A 17273-nucleotide genomic window follows, 5' to 3' on the forward strand; every position below is an offset into this window, starting at 1 on the left:
CGGCACGGGGGCGATTGTGTGCGGTCCCGCTGCGGCTGCTGCGCGCGGCAGAGTGGGAAGCTCATCTGTGCCCCAGAGATCGAGTGGGCTGCCGTTGAGCCGAATGGTGCCTCCCGCGGGCGTTGCGCTCGCCTGTGTGTAGCGTTGCGAGGCGGCCGACAGCGTCAGCTTGCGTTGTGTCCGCCGATCATTGTTGATGACGAGCAGGGCTACGCCATCCGGCATGTCGTGCGCACAATGCGCATAGACGTGGAAGCTGGGTTGCTGCGCGACGCCGGCATCGAGCACGGTGGTTCCCATCAGCCTTCGCCACAGCAGCGCGGCCCAGTAGTTCGGCCGCGGCAGATGGGTTCGCTCGTCGAGCAGCCCATAGTCGCTCGCCGCAAGCGTGTTGTGCATCACCACCTGAACGCCGGCCTTGGCCAGCCGCCCGAGCTGATCGAGGTAGCGGAACGTATCGATGAAGGTTGATGCCCAGCGGTTGCCGCCACATGCGGTCTCCGCGGTTTCGGTCAACCAGATCGGCTTATTCCGCGCAAGCCGGTCGCGCAGCGTCTTGTAGAGGGCGAATGTCTTGCCGGTTCGTGCCAGCCATTCGTCGGACAATGCCTGCGTTGCCGTGCGATCGCCGCCGCATCGCGCCGAGAGCGCGCCGTAATGATGGTAGGAGACCGCATCGACGCCGGCTGCCGAGACGGCGAAGCGAGCGCGTGCATCCGCGCCGGTGCCGATCGTGCCCGGGCCCAGGATCGTCACGTCAGGTGCTGTTGCTTTCATGAAGGCGCGGAACGCTGCAAAATCCCGGCCGTAGGCCGCGGCATCGTAGCGGTCAGGCGCACCGCCGATCGCCGGCAGATCGGGCTCGTTCATGAACTCGGCTGCCGCGATCTGGCCGCCGTTCGATTGCGTGAAATTGAGCAGCTGCCTGGCCTGTTCGGAGGTCCATCGCCCCGCAGCGTCACGCGTGCCGGCGCTGATCGCAAAGGACGTGACGATGGAAGCACCGACCGTCTGCGAGAAGTCGATGACGTCGCGCCACTGCTGTCGTGTCAGCACGTCCTTGAAGCCGGCCGGCGGTGCAGCCGGTGGCGTCTCGGAATCGGCGAAGAACGTGCTGTTGGCCCAGGTGCCGCTGACGCGCAGATAGGCGGGCGAGAGGGCTGCGGCGAGCTTGCGCAGCCTGGCATCGTGCAGATCGATCGGAGCGCGGGCCGCAAACCGTTCCGCCTTTGCATCGGCCCTTGCATCGACGACGGCGTACGGCTTCCAGAACCGTCCACCGGTCACCTCGACCATCTCGATATTGTAGGACTGGAAGCGCGGGTCGATGGTCGCGACGCGCGGCATGGTCACGACGTCGAGCGTCAGCTCCGCCGCGATCGCCGTCGTGCAGGCGAGGGCGGCGACTGCCGGGACGGCGACACGCGCGAGGCGTCGAATTCGACCGGCCCGGTGATGGTTGCGCACGGCTCCTCGCGGCGTTCTGAACTGCACGTCATGTCAGAATGCCGCCGCGGCCTGTCTGAATCAACGCTATGGCGCGGCTTGCGGCTCGCTCGCGATGCGATCCCACAGCGCGCGGATCATGTCCTTCATGACCAGCGCGTCCTGCCAGCGGTCGGACAATTCCCGGCCGTCGGGGCCGGTGATGGCATAGGGCGGGGGACCGAGCTCACAGAGGAAGGTCAGCGTCGCATCGGGCCCGGCGCGCTTGCGCCAGGAACGGATGCCGTAATCCCACCAGCCCGTGAATAGCGACACCCAGCCCTGGTGCTGGGGGAAGTCGAGCGAGATCTGCACCTGCTCGCGGCTCGCGATGCGGCCGTGGATGCCCCAGGCATGGTCGAGGATGCGATGCATCATCGCGTGGTTGACGTCGTCGACCGGCCAGGCGAATTCGCGGCCGACCAGGTAATGCGAGAGATCGGCGGTCAGCCGCAGGTCGGGAAAGCGATCGAGCAAATCGAGCGTGAAGAACAGGTCGGTCGTCATGCGGTCGCGATGGGTCTCGACATGCACGGCGACGCCGGCCTCCGCGGCAAGCCGCCGCCAGCCTTCGAGCAGGGGAATGCAATCGGAAGGCCGGCGCGGCCGAACGTCCGGCTGCAAATTGACATGATCAGCGCCGAGCCGGGCAACCAGCTCGAGCACCGGCTTCAGATCGTCGACGCATTTCGGATAGCATTGCGCCTGCCAGATCATGCCGTGCGCGCGAAGGAAGCTCGTCACCTCGCGCGCGAAGCCAGGGTCGATGAAGCGCACGCCGGCGCCGTCAAACCCGGCGTCGCGGATCATTGCGAGCTGGGTTTGCAGCGGCCATTCGGCCTCGTCGGCCAGCCGTCGCTCCATCGCCCAGAGCGACTGCAGGACACGCAGTTGCTGCGCCACCGATCAGGCCCGTGCCGGGATCGCCGTGGGCAGCTCGGCCTGTTCGCTCGCATCGGCGTCGATGTTCTCCTGATAGGTCTCCGGCCCGATCCAGATCGCAACCACCGTGCAGGCCGACAGGAACATCGCGTAACAGGCTACCGGCCACCAGGTGCCGTAGGCCGCGACCAGCGCGGTGGCGACGAACGGCGCCGGGCCACCCGACAGCAGCGAGCCGAGCTCGCGGGCGAAGGCAAAGCCGGCGAAGCGGCGTTGCGGCGGGAACAGTTCGGCGAAATACGCCGCCTGCGGCCCGAACATCGCCGCCGTCACCATGGCACGCGCCAGGATGAAGGCAAGCGCGATCATGATCCACTCCTTGGTGCCGACCATCCAGAAGAACGGGAAGGACAGCGCGACGCCGGCGAGCGCACCGAACATGTAGACCGGACGCCGTCCGATCCGGTCCGACAAGGCAGAGAAGCCGAGGATCGCAAACAGCTCGATCGTGAAGGCCAGCATCAGCGCGCTCAGCGCCTCCGCTTTCGGCACGCCGAGCGTGGTGATGACGTAGCTCAGGCCGAACACCGGGAAGAAATAGCCGAGCCCGTTCTCGGCCATGCGGGCGCCGAGCACGACGAAGAAATTGCGCGGGTGCCGGCGCAACGCCTCCATCGCCGGATTGCTCTCGACCTTGCCGCGCGCCACCACCGCCTGGGTATAGACCGGCGTCTCGGTGATGCGCATGCGGACGAAGATGCCGACCACGATCAACAGGAAGCTTGCCAGGAAGGGCAGGCGCCAGCCCCAGCTCATCAGATCCTCGCGCGGCAGCATCGTCACCAGCGCGAAGGCGCCCGCGGCGAGCAGATTGCCGACGGAAACGCCGAGCGGCGCGAAGCCGCCCCAGAAGCCGCGATGCTTCGGCGGCGCATTCTCGACCAGATAGATCACCGCGCCGCCGTACTCGGCACCGGCGCCGAGGCCCTGGATGACGCGCATCGCGACCAGGAGGATCGGCGCCCAGATGCCGATCTGCGAATAGGTCGGCAGGAAGCCGATTGCGGTGGTGCCGATGCCGATCATCAGAAGGGTTGCGACCAGCACCGGCTTGCGGCCGTAGCGGTCGCCGAGGATGCCGAACAACAGGCCGCCGAACGGCCGCACCACGAAGCCGACGCCGAAGGTCAGGAACGACAGCAGCGTGCCGACCACCGGATCGCTCTTCGGAAAGAACAATTCGCCGAACACCAGCGCGGCTGCGGTGCCGTAGAGGAAGAAGTCGTACCATTCGAGCGCGGAGCCGATGCTTGCGGCCAGGATCACACGCAGGCGCGATGTACGCGCGCCATCTCTTGCCATCTCGGTCATTCGTTTCCCCGTAATTTTGATTTTTATGTAAAGCAGCAATGCCCGCGGCCTGGCCGCGGGCATTGTCTTGGGTCTCAGGCAGCGCGCGTGAAGTAGGATTTCTTCGACGCCGACTGGGTCTCGTAGATCGATCCCTGTCGTTTGGCCGGCGGCAGCGGCATCCGCACCGGCACGTCGGTGAGCCGCGGTGCGACCACCGGCGGACCCGCCAGCAGGCGGCTGTTGAATTCGTCGAAATCCTTCACGCCCATCAGCGGCCAGGCGTCGCTGGCGGCGACTTCATAGAGCAGCAGATTGCGCGGCCGGTTCGATGTGTTGGTCGCCGAGCCGTGCAGCGCGCGCACGTGGTGGAACGACATGCTGCCTGCCTTGCCCATGCAGGGCACCGCGCGCTTGATGTCGTCCTGGATCTGGTCCGGATCGATCAGGCCCGCGAAGCAGCCGTCGTCGCCATGATGATCCCACATCGTGGCGCCGGTGTGCGTGCCCGGGGTCACCAGCATCGGGCCGTTCTCGATATCGCAATCGTCGAGCAGCACGCCGATCGCGAGGATGTCGTCATTGGTGTGCGGATAGAACGCCCAGTCCTGATGCCACTCGACCGGCGAGCCGTATTGCGCCGACTTCATGTTGAGCTTGGAGCCGTGCAGGCGAAGCCCGGGGCCGATCAGTCTGGTCAGGATCGAGATCACGGCGGGGCTGCGGACGATCTCGTCGAAGATCGGGTGCACCTTGTGCGGCGCCTTGATGCGGCGAACGCGCGGGGTTTCCGGCGTGTGGCCCGGCTCGAGGTCGTAGACGTCGGTGTGCTCGCTCACGCTGGCGGCGCCGGCCACCAACTCCGCGAGCACCGTGCGCACTTTGCCGAGGGTCTCCTGGTTGAGCACCTCGGGCACCACGATCACCCCGTCGCGCTTGTAGGCCTGGGCCTGTTCGTCCGAAATCATTCCGTCTTTCCCTTTTTCTTTCATGTTAGCGCTAACATGCAGCGATGCTAGCGCTAACATCGTGGCTTGGCAACCCGGAATCGTGCAGGCTCCGGCCCATGAGCTCCGAACTGACTGAACCCGGGACCGGCCCGACCGGTGCCGCGCCCACCCTTTCAGAGGTGGCCAAGCGCGCCGGCGTCTCCTCGATCACGGTGAGCCGGGTGGTGCGGATGCCCGACCTGGTCGCCCCGGAGACCCGGGCACGGGTCGAGCAGGCGATGCGCGACCTCGGCTACATCCCGAACCTGGTGGCGGGCGCGTTGGCGAGCGCTCGGACCAATTCGGTCGGGGTACTGGTGCCGACCATCGCCAACTCGATCTTCGCCGATACCGTGCAGGGCCTGTCCGACAAGCTCGAGCCGCTCGGCTTCTCCGTGATCCTGGCGCAGTCGCGCTACGATGCGGCGCGCGAGGACCGGATGCTGGCGGCGCTGCTGTCGCGGCGGCCCGAGGCGATCATCATGGTCGGCTCGCCGGCGACCGAAGACGGCAGCCGCCTACTGCGCAACGCCCGCATCCCGATCGTCGAGACCTGGGATCTGCCGGCAAACCCGATCGACGCGGTCGCGGGCTTCGACAATTACAAGGCCGGTGTCGCGGTCGCGAAGCATCTGGTTGCGCAGGGACGCAAGCAGCTCGCCTTCATCGGCGGCGACGATCCGCGTGGGACGCGCCGCTGGTTCGGCTTCAGGGACGAGGCCTTGGCAAGAGGCCTCGCCGAGCCGCGCCGGCTGATCCTGGACCGCAAGGATTCAGGCAGCGTGGCGGCGCATGCGCGCCTGCCTGGTGTCGACGCGGTGTTCGCAGCCAACGATGCGCATGCGATCGGCTTCATGTCGGGGCTGCGCAAGGCCGGGGTGCTGCGCGACGGACCGGCATCGGCGCAACCGGTCGCCGTGATCGGGCTCGGCGATCTCGAAATGGGCCAACTGATCTCGCCGACGCTCAGCACCATCAGCGTGCATGGCGACGCGATCGGCCGCACCGCGGCGACGCTGACCCTGGAGCGCGGCGGCGAGCGCCGCATCGATCTCGGCTTCGAGCTGGTGCTGCGCGACAGCGGTTAGCGATCATTGCTGCGACATTGCGGGCGCAGCCTGCTCGTCTCTCTCCGTGCTCTCACCTTGCCGCGACGCCGGTGTCCACCGTCTCGAGCAAGGCGACCAGGCCACGCAGAATGGCCATCGGAGAAGGCGGGCAACCCGGAATGTGGAGATCGACCGGAACGACCGCGGAAACCCCGCCAACCACCGCGTAGCTGCCGGCGAAGCATCCGCCGTCTTTGGCGCAATCGCCCGCGGCGACGACCCATTTGGGATCGGGGGTCGCATGATAGGTGCGCTCCAGCGCATCGCGCATGTTCTTGGTGACGGGACCGGTGACGAGCAGGACGTCGGCGTGACGGGGCGAGGCGACGAACCGGATGCCGAACCGTTCGACGTCGTAATACGCATTGCTCAGTGCGTGAATTTCCAGCTCGCATCCGTTGCACGAGCCCGCATCGACTTCGCGGATCGAGAGGCTGCGGCCGAGGCGCCGTCTTGCGGTGTGGCCGACCATGGCCGCGAGCTCTGCAAGCGCGGCATCGTCCGGCCGCGGCGCTTGCTCGGTCAATGGTTGACGAAACAGGCTCTGGAATAGAAGTTTGCGCATCGCCCCGTTCCTTAGAGGTCCTGCCCTGAATAGGAGCAGTTGAACGATTTGTTGCAGAGTGGGAAGTCCGCCACGATGTTGGCTTCGATGGCTGCCTCGAGCAGGGGCCACTGAAACCATGACGGATCACGCAGATGACATCGCTCGATCCGATCGCCGCTCAGGCGCAGCCAGGCCAGGATATCGCCGCGGAAACCTTCGACGAGCGCCATGCCTTCGCAAGATTCCGTCGCGGCTTGCAGCGACACCCTGACCGGGCCGGCTTCGAGGCCAGCGAGGATCTGGTCCGCCAGCCCAAGGCTCTGCCCGACTTCGCGGATCCTGATCCAGACCCGCGCGTTGACGTCGCCATCGCTGAGCACGGGAACTTCGAAACGCAGCCCATCATAGGGAAGATAACCGGGCATGCGTCGGGCGTCATGGTTGCGGCCGCTTGCACGCCCGACATAGCCGCCGGCGGCGAATTGCCGGGCGAGCGCCGGGGTAACGACGCCGGTGGTGACCGTGCGATCCTGCAATGAGGCGGTGTTGTCGTAGAGTTCGATCAGCGCCGGGAAATGCCGCCGGATCTGGTCGAGCGCGGCGCGGATTGCGCTGGATCCATCGCCGGCGATGTCGCGCGCGAGGCCGCCGGGAACGACAAGGTCGCGCATCATGCGGTGGCCGAATGCAGCGTCGGCGGCGCGCAGCACGGACTCGCGCAACACGGCGCAATGCGCCTGCATCAGCGCAAACGAAGCATCGTTGCAGATCGCACCGATGTCGCCGAGATGGTTGGCCAGTCGCTCAAGCTCGGCCATCAGCGCGCGCAGCAACAGCGCGCGTGGCGGCACGGCAATCCGCTGCGCGGCCTCGACCGCCTGCGCAAATGCCAGTGCATAGGCGACCGTGCTGTCTCCGGAGATCCGGCCGGCAAGCCGCGCGGCCTGCTCGACGGCGCTCCCCGCCATCAATCCCTCGACGCCCTTATGGGTGTAACCGAGCCGCTGCTCCAGGCGGACGACGGTCTCGCCGCTCGCGGTAAAGCGGAAATGTCCGGGCTCGATGATGCCGGCATGGACCGGGCCGACCGCAATCTGGTGCAGGCCGTCTCCCTCGGCCGGAAGGAAACGATAAGGCGCTGCATCCGTTGATGCATCGAGACGCTCGCCCAGCGGGAAGCGCATTTGCCATCGACCATGATCGAGCCATGGACGGGGATCCGGTGTCCCCGTAGGCACAAGCCCAAGCAGGTCGTGGATGGTGCGCTCCAATCGAAGCGCCGGAGGATGATGAGCTGCGACCGAAGGGAATTGGTGATCGGGACAATCCAGGCTGAGCACGCCGATGGCGGACGTGCCGTTGTCGAGAACCGCCATGTGCACGCAGGACGGTTCGCCCCACAGTCCGAGCAGGCTCAAGCCGCCATCGGCGAGGGCGCCGGCGGCGGAGCGCCAGACTTTCGCGTCCACCACTGCGCGCGGCCATGGACGATGCCGTTCGACCTCGTGGCCGGCCCGGATCAGATCGATCAATGTCGCCATATCCCGCTCTCCCTCGCTAACCCAGGAGGTTGGCGACGTGCTGGAACCAGACAACCAGCGGTCCTGGAAGGTAGATGCCCGCGGTCAGTACGAGCGCGAAATGCGCGAACATCGGCAAATAGGATGCATCCGCCGGCGCGGCATTGCCGCGCGGCTCGCCGAACGCAAGGCTGGTCAGGCGCAGGAACAGCGCGCCGAAAGCGAGCAGCAGGCCGAACACCAGCGGGATGGCGAGCAGCGGCTGGCGCGCGAAGGTGGAGCTGACGATGAGGAATTCGCTCATGAAGATGCCGAGCGGCGGCAGACCGGCGATCGCGACTACGCCGATCACAAGGCTCCAGCCAAGTGCCGGGTGGGTTTCGGTCAGGCCGCGAATGTTGGCAATCCGCTGCGTGCCCTTCACCTGTGTGATGTGGCCGACCGCGTAGAAGATTCCCGACTTGGTGAGGCTGTGCATCACCATGTGCAGCAGGCCGGCAAAGTTGGCGAGTGGACCGCCCATCCCGAAGGCAAACACGATGATGCCCATGTGCTCGATCGAGGAATAGGCAAACAGCCGCTTGATGTCGCGGCGGCGATACAACATGAACGCCGCGAACAGGAGCGAGGTCAGTCCCATCGTCACCATCAGCGGGCCCGGCGATATCGCATCCGGATTGACGGCGAGCAGGATCTTGAAGCGAAGCACCGCATAGAGCGCCACGTTGAGCAGCAGGCCGGACAGCACGGCGGAGATCGGGGTCGGGCCCTCGGCATGCGCGTCCGGGAGCCAGGCGTGCAGCGGCGCCAGGCCCACCTTGGTGCCGTATCCGAGTAGCAGGAAGATGAAGGCGACATTGAGCAATGCCGGGTCGAACGTCGCCGCTCGGCTGATCAGCACCGTCCACACCATGGCGTCCAGACCCTCGCCGATGACCGGCAGCGCGGCCATGTACACCAGGATCGTGCCGAACAGCGCGAGCGCGATGCCGACGCTGCCGAGGATGAAGTACTTCCAGGCCGCTTCCAGCGCCGCATGGGTCCGGTAGATGCCGACCATCAGGACGGTGGTGAGCGTGGCGATCTCGACTGCGACCCACATCAGGCCGATATTGTTCGACACGAACGCGAGGTTCATGCCGAACATCATGACCTGATACATCGCATGGTAGAATCGCAGATAGCCCGGCGTCAGCCGTCCGGTCTCGAGTTCATGGGCGATATAGCTCGCGCTGAACACGCTCGTGGTAAATCCCACGAAGGTGTTGAGCACGATGAAGACGATGTTGAGGTCGTCGATCAGCAGGTACTGGCCGGGCTGTGGGCGTTCGATGACGAACAGCGAAAGCGCGGCCAGCAAGGTGCCGAGACTGGCCAGGATATTGATCCCGGCGGTCAGCCGGTAGCCGGGCAGCGCCGCAAGCGTCGCCGCCGCGCAGATCGGGATCAACAGGACCCAGGCAACGGCATCGGACGCCGCAGTCATCGCCGCTCTCCCCTGAATTCATCGAGCGCGCCGACGTCGACGGTGTCGAACCGCTCCCGGATCCGGAACAGGAACACGCCGATGACGATGAACGCGATCAGGATCGAGAAGGCCACGCTGATCTCCACCACGAGCGGCATGCCCTTGGCGCCGGTCGCGGCCAGCACCAATCCGTTTTCCAGTGACATGAAGCCTACGACCTGGCTGACGGCGTTGCGCCGCGTCACCATGACGAGCAGTCCCAGCAGCACCACCGACAGTGCGAAGGCGAGGTCTTCCCTTGCCAGGGGATCGGCCGCACCGGTCACGCGCAGCATCAGCACCATGGAAAGGGCGACGAGCCCCATGCCCGCAAGCATGGTCGGACCGATGCTCACCGCCGTTTCGATATCGCGATGAATGCCGAGCTGCTTGATGATCCGATGCAACGCCACCGGGATGACGATCGCCTTGAAGACCAGTGCGATGGCTGCCGTCACGTAGAGATGCGGCGCATTCTGGATGAAGGCCTGCCAGGCGACGGAAGCCGCGAGCACCACGGCGTGAAGTGCGAAGATGTTCAGCAGCGCATACAGGCGGTCCTGATACAGCATCATGAAGCTGATCAGCACGAGCCCGCCAGCGAGCAGATGAGCGATGTCGAAGGCGAGATTGTGCATCAGAAGCCCCGTGACACGAACCGAAGCAGCGTGCCGAGCAGGCCGAGCATCAGCGCCGCGCCGAGGAATTCGGGGACGCGGAACACCCGCATCTTGGCCGTCGCGGTCTCGAACACGGCAAGGAGGAGGCTCGCGACCGCAAGCTTGAAGATGTAGGCGGCAACGCTCACCAGATAGGACAGCGGACCCGCGCCCTCGGTGGTGATCTGCCACGGGAAGAACACGCAGATGATCAGGGAGACATAGAGCAGCAGCTTGAGGAAGGCGCCGAACTCGATCATGGCGAGGTGACGCCCGGAATATTCGAGGATCATCGCCTCGTGCACCATGGTCAGCTCCAGATGCGTCGCCGGGTTGTCGACCGGAATGCGGGCATTCTCGGCGAGCGCTACCATGATCAGCGCGATCATCGCCATGCCGAGCGAAACGCGCAGTCCCACTTCGGATGACGCCATGAAGGTCGCGACCGTCGACAGCTGGGTCGAGCCGGCAATGAGCGCGACGCAGAACACCATCAACAACATGGCCGGCTCAGCGAGAGCGGCGATCATCACCTCGCGGCTGGAGCCGATGCCGCCGAAGCTGGTGCCGACATCCATGCCGGCAAGCGCGAGGAAGAAGCGCGCGCTGCCGAGCAAGGCGACGATCGCGATCAGGTCGGCACTCCAGTTGAATTCAAGCCCGGACGCAAATGTCGGGACCAGCGCTGCGGCGACCCAGATTGCCGCGAACGTCACATAGGGCGTGACGCGGAACAGCCAGGATGCGTTTTCGGCGAGGACGACCTCCTTGCGCAGCAGCCGTAGCAGGTCGCGGTAGGGTTGGAAGATCGACGGTCCCCTTCGGCGCAGCAGGCGGGCCTTGATCTTGCGCACGACGCCGGTCAGGAGCGGCGCGAGCAGCAGCACAAGCGCCATCTGACCAAGCTGAACGAAGATGTCCGAGATCACGACCATATCGCGAGCACCAGCAGCAGTGTGACGAGGGTTGCGAACACCAGGCTGAGATAGCGGCGGATAGTCAGGAACTGGAGCTGGTTCAGCCGATCGGCCAAAAACCACACTGCTTCGGTCAGGGGCGTGTACAGCCGCTCCCAGACCAGATCGTGCATATCGACCTTGAAACGGGCCGGCCGCAGGTCACCGGGTGCGGGCATATCGACATGCTCGCGGGCCTGGAAGACCAGCGTGCCGAAGACGCGGCGGATCGGCTGGACGAAGCTCGCTCCGGAATACTGCGCCGCCGGTGTCGGATCGGCGAAGCCGCAACCCCAGGCCGGTCCGCGCCGGATCGCGCGCGACGCAAAGCGATGGATGAAATACACCGCGAGCGACGCCGCGGCGGTGATGAAAGCAAAGACGAGCAATCCGTTGTAGGAACTGCGGCTCTCCTCGATCGGAACGATCGAGAGCCAGGCGTCGTTCGCCTGAACCGGCATCCGATGGCCGATCACGGCCTGTGCGACCGGCGAAAGCGCGTCGATCACGAGGCCCGGCAGAATGCCGGCGAGAAAGCAGAGCGCGGCGAGACTGAACATCGCGGCGAGCGAATAGCGATCGACCTCGCCGGCGGCTTCCGCGGCCGGGCTCCGCGCGCGCCCGAGGAACGTGATTCCGAAGGCCTTGACGAAGCATGCGGCGGCGAGCGCCGCGGCCAGCGCCAGCAAGGCGCCGACCGCGGGCACCATGATCTTCAGCACCCATTGCGGCAGGTCGGGGCTCTGCAGGACGGCTTGAAATATCAGCCATTCGGACACGAAGCCGTTGAACGGCGGGAGCGCGGAGATCGCGACGCAGCCGACCAGAAAGACGAAGCTCGTGAGCGGCATGCGGTGGATCAGGCCGCCCAGCTTCTCCATGTCGCGTTCGCCAGTCGACGTCAGCACGGCGCCGGCTCCGAAGAACAGCAGGCTCTTGAAGAACGAATGGTTGAGCACGTGGAACAATGAGGCCGTGAAGGCGAGAGCCGCTGCCAGGCCGAAGCCGTTCGCCTGAAATGCCAGCGCGAGGCCGAGGCTCGTGAAGATGACGCCGATGTTCTCGATCGTGCTGTAGGCGAGCAGGCGCTTGAGATCGTTCTCCATCAGCGCGTAGAGAATTCCGATGACGGCGGTCGCACCGCCCAGGATGAGCACGACGACACCCGCCGACCAGCTTGGCGGCCCGAGCAGATCGAACACGACCCGGATGAAGCCGTAGATGGCGACCTTCGTCATCACGCCGCTCATCAGCGCCGAGACGTGGCTCGGTGCCGCGGGATGCGCCAGCGGCAGCCAGACGTGCAGCGGGACCAGGCCGGCTTTCGATCCGGCACCGAGCAGCATCAGCGCGAGCACCAGCGCGGCTTCGGACGGTGTGTGCTGGGCGCTGCGGATGGCCGCAAAACCGTAGCCGCCACCGGCGCCCGACAGCAGGCCGAAGGCGAGCAACAAAGCCAGCGTGCCGAAGCTCGCCATCACGAGATAGACGTAGCCCGCCCGGGCATTGTCCGGTTCACGGTGGTGCGCCATGACGAGCGCCCACGACGCGAGCGACATGAACTCCCAGCACAGCAGGTAGGTGAACGCGTCGTCGGCAAGCACGACGAGATTCATCCCGGCCAGGAATGCCGGAAAGAAGGGAAGGATGCGCTGTGGCATGGATTCGTGGCTGCCGTAGCCGAGGCCATAAAGACTTGCCGCGGCGGCGCCGAGATTGACCACCACGAGGAAGAAGGCGGCGAGCGCGTCGAGGCGGAAATGCGATCCCAGCCACGGCAGGCCGATCGGCAGCGTCAGTTCGGTCGCGCCGGTGCGGGCGATGAGCGAGAACAGGGCCCCGGCCAATGCGACCAGTGAAATGGCAAAGGTCGCCCCGTAGACCAGGGCAGTCGAACGGCGCGATCTGCTCGATGCGATCGCGAGAGCGGTCGTTCCCAGCAGCGCGGCGACACACCAGATCTGCTGAGCGACCGCCGGGATCATGTCTGCACCTTCGGTGAGCCAGATCCGGCCTTCAATCGTACGCCGCGGCCGCCGCCGCTGCTGACTGCCCCCTCGTTGATGACCTCGACGCCGGCCGTGCCGAGGGCGTCGATCAGTTTCACCAGCGAGTCGACATTGCCTCGAATGGTACCCTCGCTCGCCTCCATGCGTTGGATGGTTGGCACCGAAAGTCCGGACAGTTCGGCGAGCTGCCGTTGATCGATGCCAAGCAAGGCTCTGGCAGCTCGTAGCTGGGCCGCGGTGATCATCGATCGGGGCCGTCCAGTGAGATTAGCGTTTATGTAAATGTCATTTATGCACATCAAGTAGTGATGCTACAAGAGCAATAAGTGATGTTTAATACATCAATTTTAGCGGCTCCACGGGCCGCAAGCGCCCCCAATGGGGATGCACTGATGTGCGTTCATTCGGCGATCTTCCGATAGACCGCCGCTGCGCGGCGCAGCAGCTGGCTCTTGCGCTTCCGCTCGTGCACGCGCTGGTGCTTGGCCTTGCGTTCGTGGGCGCGCTGCGCGAGTGCATCGGCACTTTCGATCAGCGCGCGACGGACCTCGTCATCGTTCAGTTCGCCGAGCAGTTGCTGTCCCTTGCGCAGTTGCTTCAGGATGGTCCGCCACGAGGCGTATTCGTCAGGGGGCAGGCCGCCCTCCGAGAATTCGATGGCGTAGCGCAGCCGCTTGCTGGCGAGACGGACGCGATGGCGCTTGTTCTTGCCCATGCCTTGCAGCCCCCGGCTCTTCTGGCACAGCTTTCCGTGCCATCGCGCCAGCCGGCGCGCGTGAAACACCGAGACCGGCACCGCCCGCCGCTGCGCGGCGCGAGGATTCTGCCGCGTGGTCCAGGGGCCGCTGCCGACCCAGTCCCACATGCCGTCGAACCATTGCCAGTAACGATCGCTTTGCAGCGCCTCCTTGAGGGCTTCGAACGCATCGGCTCGCGCTGTCCGCAGCATGCGCTCTTCGGGCAAGCCCTTGCTGTTGTCGATGGCAACGTCGAGGTCGCGCGTTGCGCCGAGATAGGCGCTCAGCCATTTCAGTTCGGATTTCAGTCGCGTCCATTCGGTGTCCGCGACCATCGGGCCGTAGAACGCGATCGCCGCCTTCAGCCGCGTCAGTGCAATGCGGGTCTGGTGCAGCGCGGCGGGATCGCCGGAGCTCAGGGCTTCGTGGTTGGTCGCGACTTCCTCGAGGCATTCGGACAGGATCAGGCGAAACGCGGTCTCGCAACGCATGGCTTCGCTGAGATGGCGCGGCCGCTTCGGGCGGACAACGCGCCCCCTTTCCGGACTTGCCGCTGACGTCATGACACTCCCGTGGCGCCGCCGGAGCCGCAACGCGAACCCCGGCTCCCGGATCGGAGATTTCCCGTTTGATCGTTGTCGATCAAGGGTTTTCTGCCGGGGCGGCGTGCAGCGATCCGCCGACGCGTTCGAAATGTCGCTCATCTTTAGCAGTCTACGGGACCTGGATGCCGAAGTATTGAGGCGCCGCAAAAAGGCAACCGGACACCGCAGATATTTCGCACGCGAAGCATCTTGATATTTCGCGTGCGAAATATATAACGAGCACATGAAAGCAGAACACCGGCTGATCTTCCTTCTGACCGTGGCCTATCGGCGGTTGCAGCGCGCCATCGACCAGGAGACGGCCGCGCACGATCTGACGTCCGCTCAGGCCGGCGTGCTGTTCTTTCTCGGGCGCAATGACGGCGCGCTGATCGGCGACGTCTCGCAGGCGCTCGACATCGTGCCGTCGGCGATGACCGGGCTCGCCGACCGGATGGAACGTGCGGGCTTCGTGAAGCGCCGGCGTGACGGTGAGGACGGACGCAGCCAGCGGCTCCATCTGACCGTGGCGGGGCAGGAACTCGGCAAGCGCGCCGCGGCGCGGACCAGGGTGATCAACAACCGCCTGATGGACGGCTTTTCGGAAGCTGAGATCGACGTGGTGTCGCGCTGGCTGACCAGCCTGCAAGAGAAGTTTCCCAAGGACAAAGACGGCTAGAGCGTTTTCAAGTGAATTGGATACCGGTTCGCGTGAAGAAAACGCATCGAACAGAAGCAAGCAACAGGAGTGAGACATGAGTGAAGTGGTGGTGGCGCTGGAGGGCGGCGTTCTCATCGTGACGATGGCGCGTCCGGACAAGAAGAATGCGATCACCAACGCGATGTATGGCGCGATGGCCGACGCGCTTGAACGCGCGGAAAGCGATTCCGCGATCCGCGCCGTGCTGCTGCAGGGCGACGGCGACAGCTTCACCGCAGGCAACGATCTCGCCGATTTCGCCGCGGTGTCGCGCGGTGTGCAGGGCGAGCGTCACGTGTCGCGCTTCCTGGCAGCCCTTGCCAAGGCGACGCGGCCGCTGGTTGCCGCCGTGCAGGGCAACGCGGTCGGCATCGGCACCACCATGCTGCTGCATTGCGACCTCGTCTACCTCGCGCCGACCGCGCGGCTGATCACGCCGTTCGTCAATCTCGCGCTGGTTCCGGAGGCGGCGTCGACCTATCTGCTGCCGCAGCGCATCGGCTATGCGCGGGCCTACGCGATGTTCGCGCTCGGCGAGCCGGTCGAGGCGGAGACTGCGGTCTCGATCGGCCTCGCCAATGCCGTCGTGCCGTTGGCTGACCTCCGCGCCAAGGCACGCGCCGCCGCGGATGCGCTGGCGAAGCGGCCGTTCGGCTCGCTCCAGCACACCAAGGCGCTGATGCGCGATCCCGCAGGGATCAGCGCGCAAATGGCGCGCGAGGGCAAGATCTTCCAGGAGCGGCTGATGAGCGCCGAAGCGCGCGAGGCCTTTGCCGCCTTTGCCGAGCGGCGCCAGCCGGATTTCTCCAAGATCACTGGCTAGGCTCAGGACCTGAGCTCAGGACTCGGGGTCGCCACGTGTGGGCGACCCCATCGCTTTGGGGTTGACGGCCTTGCCGGCATCGAACATCTCGTGTCAGGGCACAGCTAACCCGGCGAGGCGAGGCATGAGCGACAGTCACACGTTGCGCGGCGACGGAATCGCCGCGACCATCCTGGCCCAGGGCGCCGAATTGTCGTCGCTCAGGAATGCCGAAGGGAGGGAACTGCTATGGCAGGCCGGCCCGCAATGGCCGCGCCATGCGCCGATCCTGTTCCCGATCGTCGGCCGGTTGAAGAACGACACGCTGCGCCACCACGGCAAGACCTATCCGATGACGCAGCACGGCTTCACGCGCGACCGCCGCTTTGCCTGGGTGGAGCAGGGAGAGCGATCCTGCAAGCTCGCGCTCACCGACGATGCGGAAACCCGCGCACGTTATCCCTTCGCGTTCAGGCTCGAAGTCACCTACACGGTTGACGGCGCCGCTCTCGAGGTCGGCTTCGAGATCATCAACACCGGCGACGACATGCTGCCGGCGTCGCTCGGCGGCCATCCCGCCTTCAACTGGCCGCTGGTGCCCGGGTTGCCGAAGGAGGCTTACACGCTGACCTTCGGCAAGACTGAACCCGCGCCGATCCGGCGGTTGAAGGGTGGATTGATGCGGCGGCAGCCTGAACCCAATCCGGTCCAGGGCAGAACGCTTGCGCTGACGGAGGAGCTGTTCGATGACGACGCCATGGTCTTCGATCAGGTCGCAAGCACATCGATCCTCTTCACGGCGACACTCGGCCCGGCAGCAGCCACGCAAGGCGCGGCGATCGAAATTTCCTGGCGCGGCTTTCGCGAGCTCGGCGTCTGGTCGAAGCCTGGCGGCGCGCCGTTCCTGTGTATCGAGCCGTGGCACGGCTTTGCCAGCCCTGCGGATTTCGACGGCGAGTTCGCCGACAAGCCCGGCCTGATGCATATCGCGCCGGGTGCGCGTCAGTCGCTCGGCTATCGTATTCGCGTGAGCTGATCGACGGTCAACTCAATGCTGCAACTCAATGCTGCGACTCAATGCGTGCGGTTGCCGAGCGCGTTGGTGAGTGCGCCGACCGATGGCGGATTTTCATGCGCCCAGGCCTCGTGCGCGGCGAGATCGCGATAGTGTTCGGCCATGCGCAGCAGCCGTTCGCGGATGCCGGGTTCTTCCTCGCCCTTGGCCTGATCGGCAAGCTGCGCGGCGCGTTCGAGAAGCGTTTTCGGATCGATCACAACAGGCTCCAAATCCGGTTTCGCCTAGCGGACAACGGCTACAGCCAAGCACAGTTCCTGCCATGGTTTGATGACAGAGTTGGTGAACCGTTCGATGCTGTCTGCGCGATGCGGGAACCCCAGAGCTTCAGTTCTGATTGAACCAGAACTGAAGCTCTAGCT

The 17273-nt window shown here is 65.4% G+C and carries 17 protein-coding genes; 4 read left to right on the forward strand and 13 right to left on the reverse strand.

What is annotated here, in order from left to right; translation table 11 throughout:
- From FNJ47_RS24405 to FNJ47_RS24420, 4 genes are all read right to left on the reverse strand, one after another.
- On the reverse strand, window positions 1-1467 hold a 1467-nt coding region (locus FNJ47_RS24405; RefSeq protein ID WP_163157684.1), incomplete at its 3' end, for a glycosyl hydrolase family 79 N-terminal domain-containing protein.
- Window positions 1468-1533: 66 nt separating this feature from the next.
- Entirely contained in the window at window positions 1534-2388 is an 855-nt protein-coding gene (locus FNJ47_RS24410) for a TIM barrel protein (RefSeq protein WP_163157686.1), read from the reverse strand.
- Between the two features lie 3 nt (window positions 2389-2391).
- Window positions 2392-3738 carry an MFS transporter gene (locus FNJ47_RS24415; RefSeq protein ID WP_163157688.1) on the reverse strand — a complete coding sequence of 449 codons (1347 nt, stop codon included), beginning with the start codon at window positions 3736-3738 and terminating at the stop codon, window positions 2392-2394.
- Window positions 3739-3812: 74 nt separating this feature from the next.
- Window positions 3813-4685 carry a phytanoyl-CoA dioxygenase family protein gene (locus tag FNJ47_RS24420; protein ID WP_163157690.1) on the reverse strand — a complete coding sequence of 291 codons (873 nt, stop codon included), beginning with the start codon at window positions 4683-4685 and terminating at the stop codon, window positions 3813-3815.
- 98 nt (window positions 4686-4783) lie between these two features.
- On the opposite strand from FNJ47_RS24420, the gene FNJ47_RS24425 reads away from it, so the two are divergent.
- Window positions 4784-5794, forward strand: a complete 1011-nt coding sequence (locus FNJ47_RS24425; protein WP_163157692.1) for a LacI family DNA-binding transcriptional regulator — start codon at window positions 4784-4786, stop codon at window positions 5792-5794.
- A 52-nt stretch (window positions 5795-5846) separates the two neighbouring features.
- Here FNJ47_RS24425 and FNJ47_RS24430 read toward each other — a convergent pair whose 3' ends face one another.
- The 8 genes from FNJ47_RS24430 to FNJ47_RS24465 all read right to left on the reverse strand — a co-directional run bounded on the left by FNJ47_RS24430 (window position 5847) and on the right by FNJ47_RS24465 (window position 14313).
- Complete coding sequence (locus FNJ47_RS24430) at window positions 5847-6380, reverse strand: NADH-quinone oxidoreductase subunit B family protein (RefSeq protein ID WP_163157694.1); 534 nt, start codon at window positions 6378-6380, stop codon at window positions 5847-5849.
- A gap of 11 nt (window positions 6381-6391) precedes the next feature.
- Window positions 6392-7903 carry a hydrogenase large subunit gene (locus FNJ47_RS24435; protein ID WP_163157696.1) on the reverse strand — a complete coding sequence of 504 codons (1512 nt, stop codon included), beginning with the start codon at window positions 7901-7903 and terminating at the stop codon, window positions 6392-6394.
- 16 nt (window positions 7904-7919) lie between these two features.
- The gene (locus FNJ47_RS24440; RefSeq protein ID WP_163157698.1) at window positions 7920-9368 is read right to left on the reverse strand and encodes a hydrogenase 4 subunit F; all 1449 of its coding nucleotides are present in this window, start codon (window positions 9366-9368) and stop codon (window positions 7920-7922) included.
- Window positions 9365-10027: a hydrogenase-4 component E gene (locus FNJ47_RS24445; protein ID WP_016843065.1), complete on the reverse strand. Its 663-nt coding sequence runs from the start codon at window positions 10025-10027 to the stop codon at window positions 9365-9367. Before FNJ47_RS24445 ends, FNJ47_RS24440 begins: the two co-directional genes overlap by 4 nt.
- Window positions 10027-10983 carry a respiratory chain complex I subunit 1 family protein gene (locus FNJ47_RS24450; RefSeq protein ID WP_163157700.1) on the reverse strand — a complete coding sequence of 319 codons (957 nt, stop codon included), beginning with the start codon at window positions 10981-10983 and terminating at the stop codon, window positions 10027-10029. The genes FNJ47_RS24445 and FNJ47_RS24450 overlap by 1 nt, the downstream gene beginning before the upstream one ends.
- Window positions 10974-12989 (reverse strand): hydrogenase 4 subunit B, encoded by a 2016-nt coding sequence (gene hyfB / locus FNJ47_RS24455; RefSeq protein ID WP_163157702.1) that lies wholly within the window; start codon window positions 12987-12989, stop codon window positions 10974-10976. The genes FNJ47_RS24450 and hyfB overlap by 10 nt, the downstream gene beginning before the upstream one ends.
- A complete protein-coding gene (locus tag FNJ47_RS24460; protein ID WP_028339461.1) occupies window positions 12986-13258 on the reverse strand; it encodes a helix-turn-helix domain-containing protein in 273 nt (90 codons plus the stop codon). Before FNJ47_RS24460 ends, hyfB begins: the two co-directional genes overlap by 4 nt.
- A 155-nt stretch (window positions 13259-13413) precedes the next feature.
- Window positions 13414-14313: a CHAD domain-containing protein gene (locus FNJ47_RS24465; protein WP_236000082.1), complete on the reverse strand. Its 900-nt coding sequence runs from the start codon at window positions 14311-14313 to the stop codon at window positions 13414-13416.
- Between the two features lie 265 nt (window positions 14314-14578).
- Between FNJ47_RS24465 and FNJ47_RS24470 the strand changes: the two genes are divergently transcribed.
- From FNJ47_RS24470 to FNJ47_RS24480, 3 genes are all read left to right on the forward strand, one after another.
- Window positions 14579-15013, forward strand: coding sequence for a MarR family winged helix-turn-helix transcriptional regulator (locus FNJ47_RS24470; protein WP_163157704.1), 435 nt, complete (start codon window positions 14579-14581; stop codon window positions 15011-15013).
- Between the two features lie 76 nt (window positions 15014-15089).
- Entirely contained in the window at window positions 15090-15857 is a 768-nt protein-coding gene (locus FNJ47_RS24475; RefSeq protein ID WP_163157706.1) for an enoyl-CoA hydratase-related protein, read from the forward strand.
- Window positions 15858-15981: 124 nt separating this feature from the next.
- Window positions 15982-16872 carry an aldose 1-epimerase family protein gene (locus FNJ47_RS24480; RefSeq protein WP_163157708.1) on the forward strand — a complete coding sequence of 297 codons (891 nt, stop codon included), beginning with the start codon at window positions 15982-15984 and terminating at the stop codon, window positions 16870-16872.
- 38 nt (window positions 16873-16910) lie between these two features.
- Here the strand turns inward: FNJ47_RS24480 and FNJ47_RS24485 are convergent, their stop codons facing one another.
- Window positions 16911-17111, reverse strand: a complete 201-nt coding sequence (locus tag FNJ47_RS24485) for a hypothetical protein (protein WP_163157710.1) — start codon at window positions 17109-17111, stop codon at window positions 16911-16913.
- Window positions 17112-17273 lie beyond the last annotated feature (162 nt).

Source organism: Bradyrhizobium uaiense (assembly GCF_010811875.1).
Classification (GTDB): Bacteria; Pseudomonadota; Alphaproteobacteria; order Rhizobiales; family Xanthobacteraceae; genus Bradyrhizobium; species Bradyrhizobium uaiense.